Source organism: Streptomyces sp. NPDC087901 (assembly GCF_044742205.1).
GTDB lineage: Bacteria > Actinomycetota > Actinomycetes > Streptomycetales > Streptomycetaceae > Streptomyces.
In genome coordinates this window covers 151,892-171,542 of sequence record NZ_JBIUUC010000012.1, presented here as the reverse complement: position 1 = coordinate 171,542, position 19,651 = coordinate 151,892, and the positions used below count along the sequence as shown (strand labels likewise).

Below are 19,651 nucleotides of genomic sequence, written 5' to 3'. Positions count from 1 at the left end.
CCGGGATGAACGCACTGGCCCTGGTCCTGACACTTGCCGTGGCGGTCTCCTCGACGCTCCTGATCGTGGGGTCGGGCCGTGCCCGCCGCAGGCCCGGCGGCCCCGTCCACGACCTGTCCGAGGTTGCGTTCCTGAACGGCGGGCCCGGCCGGGTGGTGGACACCGCGCTCGCCGCGATGCTGGAGGACGGCCGGCTGGTCGTCGGCGGGCCCGGGATCGTCGCGGTCCAACGGCCGGTCGCCCACGACCCGGTGGAACGGGCCGTGCTCCAGGAGCAGGCCGCGGCGCCGAGCGGTGCCCTGCACACGCTGCGGTACGCGGTGATGCACCATCCCGCCGTGCAGGAGCTCGGCGACGGCCTGGCCGAGCGTGGTCTGCTGAACGCGCCCGGGGCGAACCGGAAGTGGCGCCGCTGGGGCACGACGCAGGGGCTCGTCTGCCTGCTCGGCTTCCCGGTCTCCTTCGTGCTGACCATCACCCGGTTCATCGGCGATGACGGCTCCTCCGACGCGGACTTCCCGTTCTTCCTCATGGTGTTCCCGGCCCTGGCCGCCGGCACCGTGATCGGGCTGGTCCGCGCGGCCGCCGCCCGCTCCCGGATCACCAAGGCGGGCCGCAGGGCCGCCGCGGAGTTCCGCTTCGCCCACACGTCCCGGACGGACGCGGCCCATCTGGTGGCGACGGCCGGACCCCGTGCGCTCCCCGACCCCGTGGTGCGTACGCACCTGGTCACGGCGGCCCGGTTGCGGCCCGCGGGGTCGCCCGCGCCCTCTCACCACGCGGCGGACTCCTCGGGGCTGCTGCTGGTGCCGACGGTGTGGTGCGCCGGATCGAGCCCCGGCGACGGCGGCTGCGGCAGTTCCGCCGGAAACAGCGGCGGGAGCGGAGGCGGCGGGTGCGGCTCGGGGTCGGGTTGCGGCTCCGGGTCAAGCTGCGGCTCGGGGTCCAGCTGCAGTTCCGGATCGAGCTGCGGCAGCAGTTCCGGGTCCAGCTGTGGCAGTTCCGGGTCCAGTTGCGGCAGCAGTTCCTGAGCGGTCGCCGTCCGCATCATGAAACCCCCTGGCGCCCCGGGCCCGTCTCGCATAGAAATCCGCCATGCTCTGGGTTCTGTTCCTGCTGGTCGCATGGGGTGCGGCGGCCATCTCCTGTGTCCGTCTCTGTCTCGCGGCCGCCCGCCTGGCCCCGCCGCGCGGCACCTCCTCCCAGGAGGTGCCGGGCGCGGCGGACGGCCCTGAACTCACCCTGTACGAGACCGCGTTCCTGGCCGGCGGCCCGCACCGGGTCGCCGATCTCGCGCTCGTCACCATGCATCTGCGCCGTCGGCTGCTGCTCGCCCACACCGGCTGGGCAACGGTGGTCGACCCGGACGGCCGGGACGAGGTGGAGCGCACGGTGATCCGCGCGATCGGCCCGCAGGGCCAGTCACCCATACCGCCGGTCCGCTCGGCGGCGGCCGCCGCCGATGCCGTACGCGCCCTCGCCGACCGGCTCGTCTCCGCGGGCCTGGCGCTGCCGGGCGGGGCGGGGACGGACATCGTGTCGGCGGTGCGGGCGGTGCGCGGGGCGGCGTTGCTGGTGACCGCGATGGGCACCGCCGCGCTGCTCACGCCAGGCCGGGAGCAGGGTCCGGGCGGCTCGGGCGTGCCGGTGCTCGTGTGGTTCGGGCTGCCGCTCGTACTGACCCTGGGCTGTCTGGCCATCGCCCGGATGGAAGTGCATCCGTACAGCGCGTGGGCCTCCCCCGCCGGACTGCGGCTGCTGAACGCGCGCACGGCGTCGGCGGGTGGCCCGGAGGGCGATGTGCTGGTGGCGGTCGCCGTGCGGGGCGTGGGCGCGGTGGCCGATCCGGCGCTGCGGGCCGCGCTCGGCGGCCGTGGCGGCGCCGCGCGGATCCTGTGAATGACACCGGTGCGGCGCGCTGGTAGCGCGCCGCACCGGGAGCCGAACCCGGTGTCGCTGGAACGGCAGCCGGCACATGGTGCCGCGGATTCCGCCGTCTGATCTTCCGGGTTGGGGTGGTCGGAACCCGCTCGCTACGCGAGCCCGGCCACCAGGTCTGCGACCGACTTGCGCCGGCCGGTGAAGAAGGGGACCTCTTCGCGGACGTGCATCCGCGCCTCGGAGGCCCGCAGGTGGCGCATGAGGTCGACGATGCGGTGCAGCTCGTCGGCCTCGAACGCCAGCACCCACTCGTAGTCGCCGAGGGAGAAGGAGGCGACGGTGTTGGCGCGCACGTCCGGGTAGCCGCGGGCCATCTTGCCGTGGTCGGCGAGCATGCGGCGACGGTCCTCGTCGGGCAGCAGGTACCAGTCGTAGGAGCGCACGAAGGGGTACACGCTGATGTAGTCGCGCGGCGTCTCGTCCGCGAGGAACGCCGGGACGTGCGACTTGTTGAACTCGGCGGGGCGGTGCAGCGCCATGTTCGACCAGACCGGGTCGAGGCTCTTGCCGAGCCGGGTGCGCCGGAAGAGGTTGTACGCCTCCTGCAGCGCGTCCGAGGTCTCGGCGTGCCACCAGATCATGACGTCGGCGTCGGCGCGCAGCCCCGAGACGTCATAGGTGCCACGCACGGTGATGTCCTTGGCCGCGAGCTGGTCGAACAGCTCCTGGACCTCACCGGAGTACGCCGCGCGGTCCGTGTCCGCGGGCAGCACGTCGCGAAGCTTGAAGACGGACCACAGCGTGTAGCGGACGACGTCGTTGAGGTCCTTCGCCTTCTTGCCGGCGTTGGGGCCCTTGCTTGATGTCACAGTCTCGGGAGCACTCATACGGCTATTGTCCCGCCTCGCTCCGTGTGCCCTGAACCAGGGTGGGGGTGGCGATGATCTCTCCGCCGTTCTCTCCTGCGATGTCCCGGACGATCTCGTCCGCCGCGCGGTGGGCGCTCGCGATGCAGGCGGGGATGCCGACCCCGTCGTAGACCGCGCCGCAGACGCGCAGCGCGGGCAGTTTGGCGACCTCCTCGCGGATCCGGGCGACGCGGCCGAGATGCCCCACGGGGTACTGGGGCAGTCCGCCGATCCACCGGGTGACCTCGGTGGCGACCGGCTTCGCGGCCAGTCCGGTCGCCGCGGCGAGGTCGCTCAGCGACACGTCGACGAGTTCGCCGTCCTCGCGGTGCAGATGGTCCTCCTCGCCGTAGCGGCCCACCGAGGTCCGCAGGACGAACAGGTCCGGTGCCGCGTCGGAGACCCACTGCCACTTGTGGGTGGAGAAGGTGGCGGCCTTGATGGTGTGGCCGTCGACCGGGGGCACCAGAAAGCCGGAGCGGCCGTCGAAGGCCTTGGAGCCCGTCACGTCGGATCGGCGGAAGGCCATGGTGACCAGGGCCATCGACGCGTACTCGACGCCCGCGAGCTCGGCGGAGGCGGCCGGCGACTCGGCGGCGAGCAGGGTGGAGGCGGACCAGGCGGGGGCGGCGAGGACGATGCCGTCGGCGGAGATCACCCGGGCGTCGGTGCGTACGTCCCAGCCGTCGGCGCTTCGGGTCAGGCCCAGCACGGGGGTCTCGGTGAGGATCTCGCCTCCCCCGGCGCGTACGGCGTCGGCCACGGCGCCCGGCAGGGTGCCGAGGCCTCCGTCGATCCCCTGGAAGACCGGTCCGGTCTGCTGCCGGGCGGCGGCCTGCTCCTGGATGCGGGTGACCCCGTCGAGCAGGGAGCCCGCCTGCCGGGCGACCTCGAAGAGCTGCGGTACGGCGGCGCGCATCGAGATCCGGTAGGCGTCACCCGCGTACACCCCGCCCAGGAGCGGCTCGACCAGCCGGTCGACCACCTCGCGGCCGAGCCGGTCCGCCACGTACGCGCCGACGGCCACGTCGTCGCCGACGGCGGTCGGGGTCAGGTCGCGTTCCTGCGCGATACGGGCGAGGCCCTCGGGCGAGAGCACGTCTCCGAGGACCGACGGGTCGCCCGGTACGCCCATCACATGGCCCTTGGGCATGGGGCGCAGAGCGTCGCGCGTCCACAGCGAGGCGGTGGCCGTGGCGGGCGGCTGGAGCCGTTCGCCGAGGCCGACGGCACGGGCCAGGCCGACCGCCTCCGGCCGCCGGGCGAGCATCGACTCGGCGCCGAGGTCGACCCGCACGCCCGCGACCTCACCGGTCATGAGCTTGCCGCCGAGCCGGTCGGTCGCCTCCAGGAGGGTGACCCTCAGCCCGGTGCCGAGGAGTCGGTGGGCGGCCGCGAGTCCGGCGATGCCGCCGCCGATGACGACGACGTGGCCGGGGACCCTGTCCGCGCGGTGTGTTGAACGCTGCATGCCCCCACTCTCTCAAACCTCATCCGAGTCCTGACCGTGACCGCTTCGAAACCGGGTTGTCGAAACCCGGACCACCACCTCGTACGTCGAACCGGCGCCATCAATCACCCGTCCTGGGGGGACAGTTATGCAGGCAGCACCCATCACCCGTACCGACAGACGATCCCGCCGCCGCACACGCACCGCGCTCGCCGCCGGGCTGCTCACCGCAGTCCTCGCGCTGAGCGGCTGCGGCGCGGCCGGGGACAGCAGCGACTCCGGCTCGGCCTCCGACGAGCGCGCGTTGTCCGCCGGCGAACAGAACGGCGATCAGAACAAGGCTGCCGCCGCCGGGGAGGCGGCAGCCGACTCCAAGGAGGGCGCGGCGAAGTCGGGGGCGCCGGGCAAGCCGAATCCGGTGACCGCCGCGCACGTCATCCGCACCGCGTCACTGTCCGTGGAGGTGAAGAGCGCGTCCAGGGCGGCGGCCGCCGCCCGTACGGTCGCGCAGAACGCGGGCGGGCTGGTCGCCAACGAGTCCACCGAGCAGGTGGACGACACGCACGACTCCTCGCATCTCGTCCTGCGCGTGCCCCAGGGCGAGTACGACGCTGTGCTGCGCGAGCTCTCCGGGGCGGGGAAGCTGCTCTCCCGTACGTCGACCGCGAAGGACGTCACCGACCAGGTCGTCGACGTGGAGAGCCGGATCGCCACGCAGCGGGCGAGCGTGACGCGGGTACGCAAGCTGATGGACCAGGCCGAGAGGCTGGTCGACGTGGTGACCCTGGAGGGCGAGCTGAGCAGCCGTCAGGCCTCTCTGGAGTCGCTGCTCGCCCAGCAGGCCTCGCTGAAGGACCGTACGACGCTGGCCACGATCACACTCGACCTGACGGAGCCGGAGGCGGCTCCCGAGGACGACAACGACGATCCGGGGTTCGTGGACGCGCTGAGCGGCGGCTGGCACGCCTTTCTGACGATGCTGCGGTGGCTCGCGATGGCGGTGGGTGCCACGGCCCCGTTCCTGGCCGCTGCGGCCGTCCTGCTGGTCCTGTGGCGGCTGCTGCGCCGCCGGGGCGGGAAGGCCGGGCAGCAGCCGCCGGCCGCCGAGTAGGCGGCAGCGGGGGCGCCGCGGCACCCCCGCTGTCCCCGGCGCCGTAGCGTGGGCCCCTCGGACTGTGCGTCGAAGGGACCTGGCATGGCGGCGGAACGACTGGTGGTCATCGGCGGTGACGCGGCGGGCATGTCCGCCGCGTCCCAGGCACGCCGGCTCAAGGGCCCGGAGGAGCTGAGCATCACCGCCTTCGAGCGGGGCCACTTCACCTCGTACTCCGCCTGCGGCATCCCCTACTGGGTCGGTGGCGACGTCCTGGAGCGGGACGACCTGATCGCACGGACCCCCGAGGAGCACCGGGCCCGCGCCATCGACCTGCGGATGCGTACCGAGGTGACGGAGATCGATGTCGCGGGGCAGCGGGTGCGCTCACTGGACCGGGACTCGGGCGAGACCTCCTGGACCGGTTTCGACAAGCTGGTGATCGCGACGGGCGCCCGTCCGGTGCGGCCCGCGCTGCCCGGCATGGACGCGGCCGGGGTGCACGGCGTGCAGACCCTGGACGACGGGCAGGCCCTGCTGGACACCCTGGACCGGGCGACGGGGCGGCGCGCGGTCGTCGTCGGCGCGGGCTACATCGGGGTCGAGATGGCCGAGGCGATGCTGAAGCGCGGCTTCGAGGTGACCGTGCTCAACCGGGGCGAGCAGCCGATGGCGACGCTCGACCCGGACATGGGGCGCCTCGTCCACGACGCGATGGACGGGCTCGGGATCACCACGGTGAACCGGGCCGCGGTCACCGCGATCCGTACCGGGCCGGACGGCCGGGTCGCCGCCGTCGAGACGGCGGACGCGTCCTACCCGGCTGATGTGGTGGTGCTCGGCATCGGCGTCGAGCCGGAGACCACGCTGGCCCGCGCCGTCGGGCTGCCGCTCGGCCCGCACGGCGGGCTGCTCACCGATCTGTCGATGCGGGTCGTGGGCCACGACAACATCTGGGCGGGCGGGGACTGCGTCGAGGTGCTGGACCTGGTGGCGGGCCGCACGCGCCACATCGCGCTGGGCACGCACGCCAACAAGCACGGCCAGATCATCGGGGCCAACGTCGGCGGCGGTTACGGGACGTTCCCGGGCGTGGTCGGTACGGCGGTGAGCAAGGTCTGCGACCTGGAGATCGCCAGGACCGGTCTGCGCGAGAAGGACGCCCGCGCGGTGGGTCTGCGCTTCGTCACGGCGACGATCGAGTCGACGGGCCGGGCGGGCTACTACCCGGGGGCGCAGCCGATGACGGTGAAGATGCTCGCGGAGTACCGCACGGGGCGGCTGCTGGGCGTGCAGATCGTGGGCCGTGACGGGGCGGCGAAGCGGGTGGACGTGGCAGCGGTGGCTCTCACGGCCGGGATGACGGTCGAGCAGATGACGTCCCTGGACCTGGGGTACGCCCCGCCGTTCTCACCGGTCTGGGACCCCGTCCTGGTGGCGGCCCGCAAGACGGTGACCGTGCTGCGGAAGGCGGGAACCGCCTGAGCGGCGCCCGCCTGCCCGTCGTTCAGCGGGCGGTGCTGGTGTGCACGTACTCGACGAGCCGCGACAGAGCGTCCGGGTCCATGTTCGGCATCACGCCGTGGCCCAGGTTGAAGATGTGGCCCTCCAGACCGGCGGCCGCGTCCAGCACCTCCTGGGTCTTGGCCTCCACCGCGGCGGTCGGGGCGAACAGCACGGCGGGGTCGAGGTTGCCCTGGAGCGCCTTGCCGGGGCCGACGCGGCGCGCGGCCTCGTCCATCGGGACCCGCCAGTCGACGCCGACGACGTCCGCGCCGGCCTCGCCCATGAGGCCGAGCAGCTCGCCGGTGCCGACGCCGAAGTGGATGCGCGGGACCCCGTACGACGCGACGGCGTCGAACACCTTCGCCGAGGCGGGCAGCACCGAGCGGCGGTAGTCGGCGGGTGCCAGCGCGCCCACCCAGGAGTCGAAGAGCTGCACGGCGGAGGCGCCGGCCTCGATCTGGACCTTGAGGAAGGCGCTGGTGATCTCGGCGAGGCGGTCGATCAGATCGGCCCAGAGCTCCGGGTCGCCGTACATCAGAGCCTTGGTGTGCTCGTGGTTGCGGGACGGGCCGCCCTCCACGAGGTAGCTCGCGAGAGTGAACGGGGCGCCCGCGAAACCGATCAGCGGGGTGGACCCCAGCTCGGCGGTGAGCAGACCGATGGCCTCGGTGACGTACGAGACGTCCTCGGGGGTGAGGTCGCGCAGCCGGGCCAGGTCGGCGCGGGTGCGGATCGGCTCGGCGATCACCGGTCCGACGCCGGGCTTGATGTCGAGGTCGATGCCGATCGCCTTGAGGGGGACGACGATGTCGCTGTAGTAGACGGCGGCGTCGACCTTGTGGCGGCGCACGGGCTGCATCGTGATCTCGGCGACGAGCTCCGGCATCATGCAGGAGTCGAGCATCGGGATGCCTTCGCGCACCTTCAGGTACTCGGGCAGCGAGCGCCCCGCCTGGCGCATGAACCAGACCGGCGTGTGCGGCACGGGCTCGCGCCGGCACGCCTTCAGGAACGCCGAGTCGTGGGTGGCGGAGGTCTTCGTCTGGTGGCCCGAGGGGCGGTCAATAGCGCTCACGCACAGAATCTTCGCACGCACGCGGAAGGAGCCCTGCCCTGCACGGGTGTCCTTCCGCGCGCGCGGCTCCGGTTCCGCCTACTCTTCCCCGCATGGCTCCGGCGCAGGGACACTTCTCCGATCAATCCGATGGTGCTGACAGCACGGACAGTGCGGAGGGTGACTCCGTCCCGCCCGCGTTCCGTTCGGCGGTGGACACACTGCGCTCGGCGCGGCTCCGGCCCGAGCTCGAGGTGGAGCCGACGCGGCCGCCGAAACGCCTGGCTCCGTACGCGTACGCACTGGAGGCGGCCGTCGTCGACGGCGAGGACGATCTTGCCGACGGGCGGCTCGTCCTGCTCCACGACCCTGCCGGGCACGAGGCCTGGCAGGGAAATTTCCGGCTGGTGACGCTGGTGCGCGCCGAGCTGGAGCCGGAGATGGCCTCCGATCCACTTCTGCCGGAGGTGTGCTGGTCGTGGCTGACCGGCGCGCTGGAGGCGCGCGGCCTGTCGTACGGGGAGGCGGGCGGCACGGTCACCCGGGCAGGTTCGCACTACTTCGGTGCGCTGGCGACACGGCGTCCGGCGACGCAGATCGAGATCCGGGCGTCATGGACGCCGCGCGAGGGCCGCGGTGGTGTGCCGGACACGGCGGCGCATCTGATGGCGTGGGGCGACCTGCTGTGCCAGATCGCCGGTCTGCCGCCGTCGGAGCATGTGGACGCGGCGGTGGTGACGCTGCCGCAGCGGCGCGGGCCACAGGTTTCGTAAGGCGCACTCCCCCGCGCTCCCCGCGCTCTCCGTCGGTCCCAGGGTTCCGTGACGCTGCGTCACGGAACCTCGTGCATTTACCGGCTCTCTTTTCGTACAATCGATCGCGCGTCCTATTTGCCCGAATTGTTACTCACGAAATCGTGATCTTCCTCTAAAGGAGCAGGGGTCTACTGCCGAAGGAGTCAGTGACCCTTCAAGCACGGTTCGCCCCGGCTTCATCCCCGAGCCGGCCCGTCCCGCCACTCCCCAGGAGGCCTGGTGTCCGTTCTCCTAGAGCAGCCCGCAAGCCCGGTCGCCTACCGCCCTAACAAGCCGACGGCCATGGTCGTCGTGGCCGACCCGCGCGTCCGTTCCACCGTCACCCGCCATCTGTGGGCACTCGGAGTACGTGACGTCATCGAGGCGTCGTCCATCGCGGAGGCCCGTCCCCGCGTCGGCAACCCGCGCGACATCTGCGTAGCCGACGTCCACCTGCCCGACGGTTCCGGGCTGACCCTGTTGTCCGAAACCCGAGCCGCCGGCTGGCCGAACGGCCTCGCCCTCTCCGCCGCCGATGACATCGGCGCGGTGCGCAACGCCCTCGCGGGCGGCGTCAAGGGCTATGTCGTCACCGGCACCCGTACCAACATCGGCCACCCCACCCGTCCCGGCGTCGCACCCATCGGCGCCACCGCCGCCCGTATGCACCGCCGGCCCCCCGGCACCCCGAGCCACCCGGGCGGCTACCGCGAACTGTCCGGCCGCGAGGTGGAGGTCCTGCGGCTCGTCGCCGAAGGGCAGTCCAACAAGGCCATCGGCGTCTCCATGGGGCTGTCCGCCCTCACCGTCAAGAGCCACCTCGCCCGAATCGCCCGCAAGCTCGGCACCGGAGACCGCGCAGGCATGGTCGCCGTCGCCCTGCGAACGGGCATCATCCACTGATTCCGCACCCCCGCCGGTGTGCAGAGATGCGGAACCGGCTGGATTACATGCATCGGCGCCCGTCGACGGATCATTCCGTCGACGGGCGCCGTACATACACAGATACCCTTGATACGTGACCGACGCCCAAGAGACCGCAGCAGACACTTCACTGCGAACCACCGGGGGCGCCCCCCCGGACGACGTCGCCCCGGCGCCGACCCCCTTGCTCGAACCTCGCGAGGGCATCCCACCGGTGGTGGCCTCCGACGACGCCCTGGCCAGGGTGATCGCGGCCTTCGCCGCGGGCTCCGGCCCGGTGGCCGTGGACGCCGAGCGCGCCTCCGGCTACCGGTACGGGCAGCGCGCGTATCTCGTACAGCTGCGCCGTGACGGCGCGGGCAGCGCGCTCGTCGACCCGGTGGGCTGCCCGGACCTGTCCGGTCTCGGCGAGGCGCTGCGCGGCACCGAGTGGATCCTGCACGCGGCGACCCAGGACCTGCCCTGTCTGCGCGAGATAGGGATGACGCCGACCGGGCTCTTCGACACCGAGCTGGCCGGACGGCTGGCCGGATTCCCGCGGGTCGGCCTCGGCGCGATGGTCGAGAGCGTGCTCGGCTACTCCCTGGAGAAGGGCCACTCGGCCGTCGACTGGTCGACGCGTCCGCTCCCCGAGCCCTGGCTGCGCTACGCGGCACTCGACGTCGAGCTGCTGATCGACCTGCGCGACGCCCTGGAGGACGAGCTCGACCGGCAGGGCAAGCTGGAGTGGGCGCAGGAGGAGTTCTCCGCCATCGCCTCGGCGCCGCCCGCTCCCCCGCGCCAGGACCCGTGGCGTCGCACGTCAGGCATGCACAAGGTCCGACGGCGACGGCAGATGGCGGTGGTCCGGGAACTGTGGACCATGCGTGACCAGATCGCCCAGCGCCGCGACATCTCACCCGGCAAGGTGCTCGGGGACGCCGCGATCGTGGAGGCCGCCCTCTCGCTTCCGCCCAACGCCCAGGCACTGACCGCGCTGCCCGGCTTCGGCCACCGCATGGGCCGGCGCCAGCTGGAGCAGTGGCAGGCGGCCGTGGACCGGGCGAAGGAGCTGCCCGACTCGGAGCTCCCACAGCCCGGCGCACCCCTGGCCGGACCGCCGCCGCCGCGCGCCTGGGCGGACAAGGACCCGGTCGCCGCAGCCCGGCTGTCGGCCGCCCGCGCGGCCGTGTCCGAGCTCGCGGAGCGGCTGAACATGCCGCAGGAGAACCTCATCACCCCCGACACCGTCCGCCGGGTGTGCTGGGAACCGCCGAAGAACCTGACGCCGGACACGGTCGAGAACGCGCTCCTCGGATACGGGGCACGGCACTGGCAGATCGGCCAAGTGGCCCCGATCCTGCTGCGCGCGCTCGCTTCGGAGGCCTGAGAGGGCATCGGCCAGGGGCGTATTCACGCCAGGTTGGCGCGGCCCACGGCCGCTCATCACGTTCCGCCCACGGCCCGGACGGCCCCATTCGGGGGCCGTCCGGGCCTTTTCGCGGGTGTGACCTTCGCCGCTCCCGCCACAAGGACTGGGCAGTCTGGTTACCCGCAAGTAGCATGAGGGTGGCGGCGCGCTCCTGGGCGTGCCCCGCAGCAGTGCCATCCCGCACCCTGGAGGAGAGCCACCGTGCCTCGTACCATCCGGGACGTCGTCTTCGTCGACGGCGTCCGCACCCCGTTCGGCAAAGCGGGCCCGAAGGGCATCTACCACGAGACCCGCGCCGACGATCTCGTCGTGAAGGCCATCCGGGAGCTGCTGCGCCGCAACCCGGACCTGGACCCCGCGAAGATCGACGAGGTCGCCATCGCCGCGACCACGCAGATCGGCGACCAGGGCCTCACGCTCGGCCGCACCGCCGGAATCCTGGCCGGGCTGCCGCAGTCGGTCCCCGGCTACTCGATCGACCGCATGTGTGCGGGCGCCCTGACCGCCGTCACCTCGACGGCCGGCTCCATCGCCTTCGGCGCGTACGACGTCGTCGTAGCCGGCGGTGTCGAGCACATGGGCCGCCACCCGATGGGCGAAGGCGTGGACCCGAACCCGCGCTTCGTGTCGGAGAAGCTGGTCGACGAGTCCGCCCTGTTCATGGGCATGACCGCGGAGAACCTGCACGACCGGTACCCCACGATCACCAAGCAGCGCGCCGACGAGTACGCGGTGCGTTCGCAGGAGAAGGCCGCCAAGGCGTACGCCAACGGCAAGATCCAGCAGGACCTGGTGCCGGTCTCCGTGCGCCGGACCAACCCCGAGGCCGGCGAGACGGGCTGGGGCCTGGTCACCGCCGACGAGCCGATGCGTCCGGGCACCACGATGGAGTCCCTGGCCGGTCTGAAGACCCCGTTCCGCGCCCACGGCCGCGTGACGGCCGGTAACGCCGCGGGTCTCAACGACGGCGCCACCGCCTCGCTGCTCGCCGCCGAGGACGTCGCCCGCGAGCTGGGCCTCCCGGTCAAGATGCGCCTCGTCTCCTACGCCTTCACGGGCGTCGAGCCGGAGGTCATGGGCTACGGCCCGATCCCGGCGACGGAGAAGGCTCTGTCGAAGGCCGGCCTGTCCATCTCGGACATCGGTCTCTTCGAGATCAACGAGGCGTTCGCCGTGCAGGTGCTCGCCTTCCTGGAGCACTACGGCATCGCCGACGACGACGCCCGCGTCAACCAGTACGGCGGCGCGATCGCCTACGGCCACCCGCTGGCCTCCTCCGGTGTCCGGCTGATGACCCAGCTGGCCCGCCAGTTCGAGGAGCAGCCGGAGGTCCGCTACGGCCTGACGACCATGTGCGTCGGCTTCGGCATGGGCGCCACGGTCATCTGGGAGAACCCGAATTTCGACGGAGGCAACAAGTGAGCTCCACCACTGAGCTTCTGAAGGGCGCGGCCGAGCTGTTCCCCGGCGAGGTCGTCACCCAGGCGCACGTACGCCACCTGGACCTTCCGGCCGGTGCGGGCCGTTTCGCCCTCATCACGCTGGACAACGGCCTGGACCACACCAAGCCGACCACCTTCGGACCGCAGTCGCTGGCGAACCTGAACGCCGCGATCGACCAGGTCGAGAAGGAGGCCGCCGAGGGTGCGGTCACCGGTATCGGGATCACCGGCAAGCCGTTCATCTTCGCGGTCGGCGCCGACCTCAAGGGCGTCGAGCTGCTGAAGGAGCACAAGGACGCGCTCGCCATCGGCAAGGGCGGCCACGACGTCTTCCGCCGCCTGTCCGGTCTCGCGGTCCCGACGTTCGCGTACTACAACGGCGCGGCGATGGGCGGCGGTGTCGAGGTCGGTCTGCACTGCTCGTACCGCACCGTCTCCAAGGCGCTGCCGGCGTTCTCGCTGCCCGAGGTCTTCCTCGGTCTGGTTCCCGGCTGGGGCGGCTGCGCGCTGCTTCCCAACCTGATCGGCGCCGACCGCGCGGTCTCGGTGATCATCGAGAACTCGCTGAACCAGAACCGCCAGCTCAAGGGCAAGCAGGTCTTCGAGCTCGGGATCGCCGACGCCCTCTTCGAGGGCGCCGACTTCCTGGAGCAGTCGCTGATCTGGACCGCGAACGTGCTGAACGGCACGCTCGCGGTGGAGCGCCCCGAGATCGACCGCGGTGACGCCTGGGACCAGGCCGTCGCCCGTGGCAAGGCCATCGCCGACTCCAAGGTGCACGGCGCCGCCCCGGCCGCGTACCGCGCGCTGGACATCATCGCCGCGGCGAAGGACGGCGACCTGGGCGCCGGCTTCGACCGTGAGGACCAGGCCCTCGCGGACCTGATCATGGGCGGGGAGCTGCGCTCCGGGATCTACGCGTTCAACCTGGTCCAGAAGCGCGCCAAGCGCCCGGCCGGCGCCCCGGACAAGGCCCTGGCCCGCCCGGTCACCAAGGTCGGCGTGGTGGGCGCGGGCCTGATGGCCTCGCAGCTCGCCCTGCTGTTCCTCCGCCGTCTGCAGGTGCCGGTCGTCCTGACCGACATCGACCAGGCACGGGTCGACAAGGGTGTGGGCTACGTCCACGCCGAGATCGAGAAGCTCCTCGGCAAGGGCCGCATCAACCAGGACAAGGCCAACCGCCTGAAGGCCCTGGTCTCCGGTGTGCTGGACAAGGCGGAGGGCTTCTCCGACGCCGACTTCATCATCGAGGCCGTCTTCGAGGAGATCGGCGTCAAGCAGCAGGTGTTCGCCGAGGTCGAGGCGGTCGCCCCGGCGCACGCGATCCTCGCCACCAACACCTCGTCCCTCTCGGTCACCGAGATGGCGTCGAAGCTGAAGAACCCCGAGCGGGTCGTCGGCTTCCACTTCTTCAACCCGGTCGCGATCCTCCCGCTCCTGGAGATCGTCCGCGGCGAGCAGACCGACGACGCCTCGCTGGCCACGGCCTTCGGTGTCGCGCGGAAGCTGAAGAAGACCGCGGTGCTGGTGAAGGACGCCCCGGCGTTCGTCGTCAACCGCATCCTCACCCGCTTCATGGGCGAGATCCAGAACGTCATCGACGAGGGCACCCCGGTCGAGGTCGCGGAGAAGGCCATCGAGCCGCTCGGCCTGCCGATGTCCCCGCTGGTGCTCCTGGAGCTGGTCGGCCCGGCGATCGGCCTGCACGTCTCCGAGACCCTGAACCGCGCCTTCCCGGAGCGCTTCACCGTCTCCGAGAACCTGGCGGCGGTCGTCAAGGCCGGCAAGCGTGGCTTCTACGTCTACGACTCCGGCAAGCCGGAGCTGGACCCGGAGGTCGCCGCACTCCTGAAGCAGGGCGACTCCGTCCTGTCCGAGGAGCAGGTCCGCGACCGCGTCCTGGACGCTGTGGCGCAGGAGATCGGTCTGATGCTGGACGAGGGCGTCGTCGCCGAGGCCCAGGACATCGACCTCTGCCTGATCACCGGCGCGGGCTGGCCCTTCCACCTGGGCGGCATCACGCCGTACCTGGACCGCGAGGGCGTCTCCGAGCGGGTCAACGGCAAGAAGTTCCTGGCGCAGGGCGTGGCGAGCGTTCCGGCGTAACACCGTCACGGTGAACGCGGTGAGGGCCGTACGGGATCGCTCCCGTACGGCCCTCATTGATTCCGCCTCCCCAGGGCACGGGGCAGCCTGCTAGCGGATGCCCTCTTCCTGCACGAACTCGCCCAGCCAGGCACGGAAGTCCGGGCCGAGGTCCTCGCGCTCGCAGGCCAGCCGGACGACGGCACGCAGATAGTCGCCGCGATCCCCGGTGTCGTAGCGGCGGCCGCCGAAGACCACCGCGTGCACGGGACCACCGAGAGCCGGGTCGAGGGCCAACTGGCGCAGAGCGTCGGTCAGCTGGATCTCACCACCGCGGCCCGGCGGGGTCCTGCGCAGGACGTCGAAGATCTGCGGGGCGAGGACGTAGCGCCCGATCACGGCGAGATTGCTGGGCGCGGTGCCGGGTTCGGGCTTCTCCACGAGATCGGTGACGGCCAGGACGTCGCCCGCCTCGTCGTCCGAGGGGGCCACGGCTGCGCATCCGTACAGGTGCGTCCGATCGTCCTCGACCTCCATGAGCGCCACGACGCTACCGCCGCGCTGCTCCTGGACCTCCAGCATCCGGGCGAGCAGCGGATCGCGTTCGTCGATGAGGTCGTCGCCGAGCAGCACCGCGAACGGGGCGTCACCGACATGCGGTTCGGCACAGAGGACGGCGTGGCCCAGGCCGAGCGGGTTACCCTGTCGCACGTAGTGGACGTCGGCCAGTTCGCTCGACTCACGGACCTGGCGCAGCTTGCCGGTGTCGCCCTTCAGCTCCAGCAGGTGCTCCAGTTCGTAGGCACGGTCGAAGTGGTCCTCCAGGGCCCGCTTGTTACGGCCTGTGACCATGAGCACGTCGTCGAGTCCGCTGCGAACGGCCTCCGCCACCACGTACTCGATGGCGGGCCGGTCCACGACCGGGAGCATCTCCTTGGGAGTCGCCTTGGTCGCGGGGAGGAACCGGGTGCCGAGACCCGCGGCCGGGATGACGGCCTTGCGGGTGCGGCGGTGGTGCGTAGACATGAAGGTGTGCACTCCGGAGAGAAGGGGTGTCAGGCCTCGTCGGGGCTGACGGTGAAGGACAGCTCGTTGCCGGGCGTGAAGAAGACCCGTCCGCGTGCCGGTCCCTGCGTCGGGTGGTGCCAGCGCTGTGTGGGATAGACGTCGATCCGCTTGCGCTCCAGGATGTCGTCGAAGAAACGCGCCAGACGGATAAGCGGTTGACCGGGTTCACGCTCCAGCCACAGGTCCCAGTCGTCGTGGCCGCCCGACGAGGCGGCAACCACCCCGGCGAACGGAAGATGCGCCTCGAACGCGCCGTCGTGTCCCACGGATACCTGGCCCGACACAGTGGACGCGAGGCTCCCCTTACGGGGCATGGCTCCCAGCCGCAGCCCGGAGAGGTTGGTGCCCGGCGGAACGACCAGGCCACCGCGCACGAGCCAGCCGTCCTGCCCCACCAGTACGGAATGCACCTCGGCATGCTCCACGCGATGACGCACGAGAATCGAAAGATGGCCGTCCGCGGCGCGGTAGGGCAAGGGCCAGTACGCGGGACCTTCCGCCGGAATCCGGCGGATCAGCAGTCCACCGGTGTGGACGCCCTCCACGGCGAGGGGCTGGCGTCGGCCGTCCGGCAGCTCCAGGTCGATGTCATAACGGCCCTCGGCGAGGACCGGTGGTTCGGCGGGGACCGTGTACACCGACCGCACAGTGCCCGTCGCCTCGTCCACCGACGTCCCGAGGGCAGCCAGCCTGACCAGTGTCTCGGCCTTGCGCAGGGTGACACACAGCGCGGGGGGCTCTGTGCCAGGGTTCAGCACGGCGCGGACCTCGATAGTGCCGTCGCCGCGCACCAGTACCTCCGCCGGGACACCGGACGGGACGACGGACGGGACCGCGGCGGTACGCTCCTTCGGTATCGAGGCCGCCACATCCCGCAGGAACTCGTCGTAGCGGAAGGCGATGCGCTCGGCGCTGTAGAGCGGGGCCGTGGCGTAGGCGCCCTGCGACAGCTTCTCCCGCTCGGTCGGCTGTTCGATGAGGTAGCGCATCGCCTGGGCCATGGCCTCCTCGTCACCGACCGGCACCAGGATGCCGTTGCGGCCGGGGACGACGATCTCGCCGGGGCCGAAGGGCGCATCGGCCGCGAGAACCGGAAGCCCGTGGTGCATGGCCTCCACCAGGGTCAGACCGAAGGACTCGTGGCGGGCCGCGCTCACCGCGAACGCGGCCTTGTCCCACTCCGCTGTGAGGTCGGGCAGCGCGCCCATGAGACGGATGGCGTCGCTGAGCCCGTGCGCGTGCACGAGGTCCTGCAGGCGTGCGTGCTCGGGCCCGCGGCCGAAGATGCGCAGCCGCCACTGCGGGTGGTGGGGGGCGACCTGGGCGAACGCGTTGATCAGCGTGTCGAAGCCCTTGCGCGGCACGAGCTGTCCCGCGGCGGCGATCAGCGGCAGGCCGCGCACCGGGGCGTGCCGGGCCGGCGGCGGCACGATGTTGCCGATGCCGGCGAGCAGGGGCGCCCGGTCGCCCAGCTGTCGCTGGTAGTTGTTCAGATCGGCCTGGGTGAGGCAGACCACGCCGTCCATCTCGCGGTACAGCTCCAGCGTGCGCTCGCGCAGCTCCTGGGAGGGCACCATCGAGCCCTCGTGGTCGATGACCACGCGCCCGTAGCCGTGCCGCCCATGGGCGATGAGATACGCGGCGAACGCCGGCCGGGCAGCGATCACGACATCGGCGCCGGAGCTGCCGAGGTGACCGAGGATCAGATCATCGACTTCCTCGGTGTACTGGTCGACCCAGCTGTCCTCCTTCGGCATGATCCGGGACGGTTTGCCACGCTTGGCCTTCGCCGCCCCCTTGCGCCGGTCCTCCAGATAGCGCAGGGTCACGTCGCCGGACGGCAGGAAGGACGGCCGGTCCGCTGTACGGAAGACCGAGACGATCTCCACCTCGTGGTGGACCGCCAGCGCGGAGGCCAGGCTGCTGGTCGCCCGCGGTACCCCGCCGAAATTGTCGATGCTGTGGAGCAGGAAGGAGATCCGCACAAGTGTCCTCTGGGATTCTCGAGGTCCGTAGGGGCCGCGGTCAGTGATGCTCGGTCAATACGAGCGAGAGTTCGTTGTCCGCGGTGAAGTAGGGGCGCAGTCCGACGACGGCACGGCCGACGTCGGGGCCGAACAGGTCCGCCGGTTCCTCCCGCACCAGCTCCGGGAAGCGCTGCACATCGCGCCTCACCACCTGGTCGTCGGCGATGCGGGCCACTCTGACCGGCTCGCCGCCGCCGCTGTCGGTGAGCAGCACGTCCCAGTTCTCGCGCATGAGCAGCCGGGCCCTCATGGCCTCTTCCATGTTCAGCTCCGCGCCGAACCAGCCGTCTTCGAAGCGCACCCGGCCGGCCGCCATCGTGCGCGCGGGCTCCTGGCGGCGGCGCAGCAGCAACGACAGCTCGCCGCCGAGCTGCCACTCCCCGTGCAGCCAGCCCGTCAGCCGCAGGCTGGTGTCGCTGTAGTCGACGGTCACCAGCTCGGCGTGGCTGGGGCGGGACCAGACACGCAGACGCAGATAGCCGCCCTCGGTCGCGTACGGCAGCACCCAGTGGAAGTGGTTCAGGTCGCCGAGGTGTCCGACGTCGCGTGCCCCGCCGAGTGTGCACCGCCCGTAGCGCAGGCGTCTCTCCTTGCCCTTTCCGTCCACCACGTAGAAGTCGGCGCGGCCCTCGCCGAGCACGGCAAGCGCGCGAGCGTCGATCAGGGCCCGGGTACCGCCGCCCTCGACGGCGAAGTCGACCACTTCCTCACGGCCCTTGCCCTGTTCCTTGACGCGCACGGTGCGCGCACCGGACACGCCCCGCACGGTGACCTCCCATGCGCCGTTCGGCAGCACCCGGCATTCAGCGGTGGGGAGGGGGCGGTCCTCTTCGGGAGCGCCGCCGCTTGTACGCCGCCCCTTGCCCCAGCGGCCGCGTACCCCGGCCTTGACCGTCCTGAACAGTTCCTCGTACGCCTCGCCGACCTGCTCCGTGCCCGCGGACTGCGCGGCCCGCAGGGCCTGGGCCCGATGCGCGGAGCGCAGTCCCTCGTCCGCCATGTAGCGCTCCAGGGCGCGGGCCGTGCCATCGACGTCACCGACCGGCACCAGCAGCCCGCCGTGGCCGTCGGCGAGCACCTCGGGAGCTCCGCAAGCCACCTCCGTGGCGACCACGGGCGTGGCCTGGGCGAGCGCCTCCAGCACCGGGCGAGCGCTGTCCAGGCGCTCCGCGGTCACCAGCGCGATGTCGGCGTCGTAGAAGTCCTCTTCGCCGGCCTCCCGGTCGAACAGCAGCACGTCGTCGTGGAGTCCCAGCGCGGTGACCAGTTCGCGGGTCTCGTGGCGCAGCGGCCCGGTGCCGAACACCCTCAGCTGCCAGCCCGGTTGAGCCGCCCGGGTCCGGGCGAAGGCGTGCAGCGCCAGGTCGACGCGACGGTGCGAGACCAGCCGCCCGGCGCTGATCACCACTCCCGTCGTCGGTTTGTCCGGGCCCTCGGCGAGGAGCACCGGCTCGGCGATGTGGCGCACCGCGACGCCGGCGGCGCGCAGCGCCTGGTACTCGGGGGCGGCGGCGTCGCCCTGGGTCAGCGGGACGACCGCGTCCAGTTCGCGGTAGAGCTCGGTCCAGCGGGCGCGTACCGACTCCGGGAGCCGCTCGACCGGTGCCGGCTGGCGGGCGATGCGCTTCGCGTGGGGTACCCGGCACTGGGCCAGGACCGCGCCGAGCGCGGAGCTGAGTGCGACCACCGCGTCGGCGCCGCTCGCGGTCAGGTGCTTGCGGAGCCGTCCGTCGTCGGCGCGGTTGTAGCGCCGGAACTCGGGGTCGCCGGCGATGACGAGCTGGGAGGTGTTGTCGTCGTCCCGGTCGCCGGCCGCGACCGAGGGGGCCAGGGCCAGGACGCCGACGTTCTTCGGGAGCCGCAGCGCCGGGTGCGGTGCGGCGGCGCCACGCACGGTGACGACGGTCACCCGGTGACCGGCGACGAGGGACTGGGCGAGCCGGGCTGCCGCCCGCGCGCCGATGGAATCGGTGGCCAGGGTATGGACCAGGATCTCGATGTTCATGGC

15 protein-coding genes are annotated in these 19,651 nt (G+C 71.9%); 9 read left to right on the top strand and 6 right to left on the bottom strand.

The features are described 5' to 3' along the window. The first annotated feature begins 5 nt into the window (after positions 1-5). Positions 6-1,031 (top strand): TIGR04222 domain-containing membrane protein, encoded by a 1,026-nt coding sequence (locus tag ACIOEW_RS30555; RefSeq protein ID WP_401967639.1) that lies wholly within the window; start codon positions 6-8, stop codon positions 1,029-1,031. A 64-nt stretch (positions 1,032-1,095) separates the two neighbouring features. After that, complete coding sequence (locus tag ACIOEW_RS30550) at positions 1,096-1,899, top strand: TIGR04222 domain-containing membrane protein (RefSeq protein WP_401967636.1); 804 nt, start codon at positions 1,096-1,098, stop codon at positions 1,897-1,899. Positions 1,900-2,033: 134 nt separating this feature from the next. Here the strand turns inward: ACIOEW_RS30550 and hemQ are convergent, their stop codons facing one another. Next, complete coding sequence (hemQ, locus tag ACIOEW_RS30545; protein WP_362548136.1) at positions 2,034-2,768, bottom strand: hydrogen peroxide-dependent heme synthase; 735 nt, start codon at positions 2,766-2,768, stop codon at positions 2,034-2,036. 4 nt (positions 2,769-2,772) lie between these two features. Beyond that, positions 2,773-4,260: a protoporphyrinogen oxidase gene (gene hemG, locus ACIOEW_RS30540; protein ID WP_401967635.1), complete on the bottom strand. Its 1,488-nt coding sequence runs from the start codon at positions 4,258-4,260 to the stop codon at positions 2,773-2,775. A 127-nt stretch (positions 4,261-4,387) separates the two neighbouring features. On the opposite strand from hemG, the gene ACIOEW_RS30535 reads away from it, so the two are divergent. Further along, complete coding sequence (locus ACIOEW_RS30535; protein WP_362548130.1) at positions 4,388-5,350, top strand: DUF4349 domain-containing protein; 963 nt, start codon at positions 4,388-4,390, stop codon at positions 5,348-5,350. Positions 5,351-5,434: 84 nt separating this feature from the next. After that, positions 5,435-6,817, top strand: a complete 1,383-nt coding sequence (locus tag ACIOEW_RS30530) for an FAD-dependent oxidoreductase (protein WP_362548127.1) — start codon at positions 5,435-5,437, stop codon at positions 6,815-6,817. Positions 6,818-6,839: 22 nt separating this feature from the next. Here ACIOEW_RS30530 and hemE read toward each other — a convergent pair whose 3' ends face one another. Continuing rightward, positions 6,840-7,913: a uroporphyrinogen decarboxylase gene (hemE, locus tag ACIOEW_RS30525; protein ID WP_362548124.1), complete on the bottom strand. Its 1,074-nt coding sequence runs from the start codon at positions 7,911-7,913 to the stop codon at positions 6,840-6,842. Positions 7,914-8,005: 92 nt separating this feature from the next. On the opposite strand from hemE, the gene ACIOEW_RS30520 reads away from it, so the two are divergent. The 5 genes from ACIOEW_RS30520 to ACIOEW_RS30500 all read left to right on the top strand — a co-directional run bounded on the left by ACIOEW_RS30520 (position 8,006) and on the right by ACIOEW_RS30500 (position 14,569). Next, positions 8,006-8,665, top strand: a complete 660-nt coding sequence (locus ACIOEW_RS30520; RefSeq protein ID WP_401967631.1) for a DUF3000 domain-containing protein — start codon at positions 8,006-8,008, stop codon at positions 8,663-8,665. 261 nt (positions 8,666-8,926) lie between these two features. Continuing rightward, entirely contained in the window at positions 8,927-9,589 is a 663-nt protein-coding gene (locus ACIOEW_RS30515; RefSeq protein WP_330829187.1) for a response regulator transcription factor, read from the top strand. 115 nt (positions 9,590-9,704) lie between these two features. Continuing rightward, positions 9,705-10,979 (top strand): HRDC domain-containing protein, encoded by a 1,275-nt coding sequence (locus ACIOEW_RS30510; protein WP_401967628.1) that lies wholly within the window; start codon positions 9,705-9,707, stop codon positions 10,977-10,979. Between the two features lie 243 nt (positions 10,980-11,222). Then, positions 11,223-12,443, top strand: coding sequence for an acetyl-CoA C-acyltransferase (locus ACIOEW_RS30505; protein ID WP_362548115.1), 1,221 nt, complete (start codon positions 11,223-11,225; stop codon positions 12,441-12,443). Further along, on the top strand, positions 12,440-14,569 hold the full coding sequence (locus ACIOEW_RS30500) for a 3-hydroxyacyl-CoA dehydrogenase NAD-binding domain-containing protein (protein ID WP_401967626.1): 2,130 nt from the start codon (positions 12,440-12,442) through the stop codon (positions 14,567-14,569). The genes ACIOEW_RS30505 and ACIOEW_RS30500 overlap by 4 nt, the downstream gene beginning before the upstream one ends. A 90-nt stretch (positions 14,570-14,659) precedes the next feature. On the opposite strand, the gene galU is transcribed toward ACIOEW_RS30500, so the two are convergent. Genes galU through ACIOEW_RS30485 form a run of 3 tightly spaced genes read right to left on the bottom strand, consistent with a single transcriptional unit; the run spans position 14,660 to position 19,648 of the window. Continuing rightward, the gene (gene galU, locus ACIOEW_RS30495) at positions 14,660-15,574 is read right to left on the bottom strand and encodes a UTP--glucose-1-phosphate uridylyltransferase GalU (RefSeq protein ID WP_401967625.1); all 915 of its coding nucleotides are present in this window, start codon (positions 15,572-15,574) and stop codon (positions 14,660-14,662) included. A gap of 29 nt (positions 15,575-15,603) precedes the next feature. After that, positions 15,604-17,601 (bottom strand): glycosyltransferase, encoded by a 1,998-nt coding sequence (locus ACIOEW_RS30490; protein ID WP_401967623.1) that lies wholly within the window; start codon positions 17,599-17,601, stop codon positions 15,604-15,606. Positions 17,602-17,641: 40 nt separating this feature from the next. Beyond that, positions 17,642-19,648: a glycosyltransferase gene (locus tag ACIOEW_RS30485; RefSeq protein ID WP_401967621.1), complete on the bottom strand. Its 2,007-nt coding sequence runs from the start codon at positions 19,646-19,648 to the stop codon at positions 17,642-17,644. Positions 19,649-19,651: the final 3 nt, after the last annotated feature.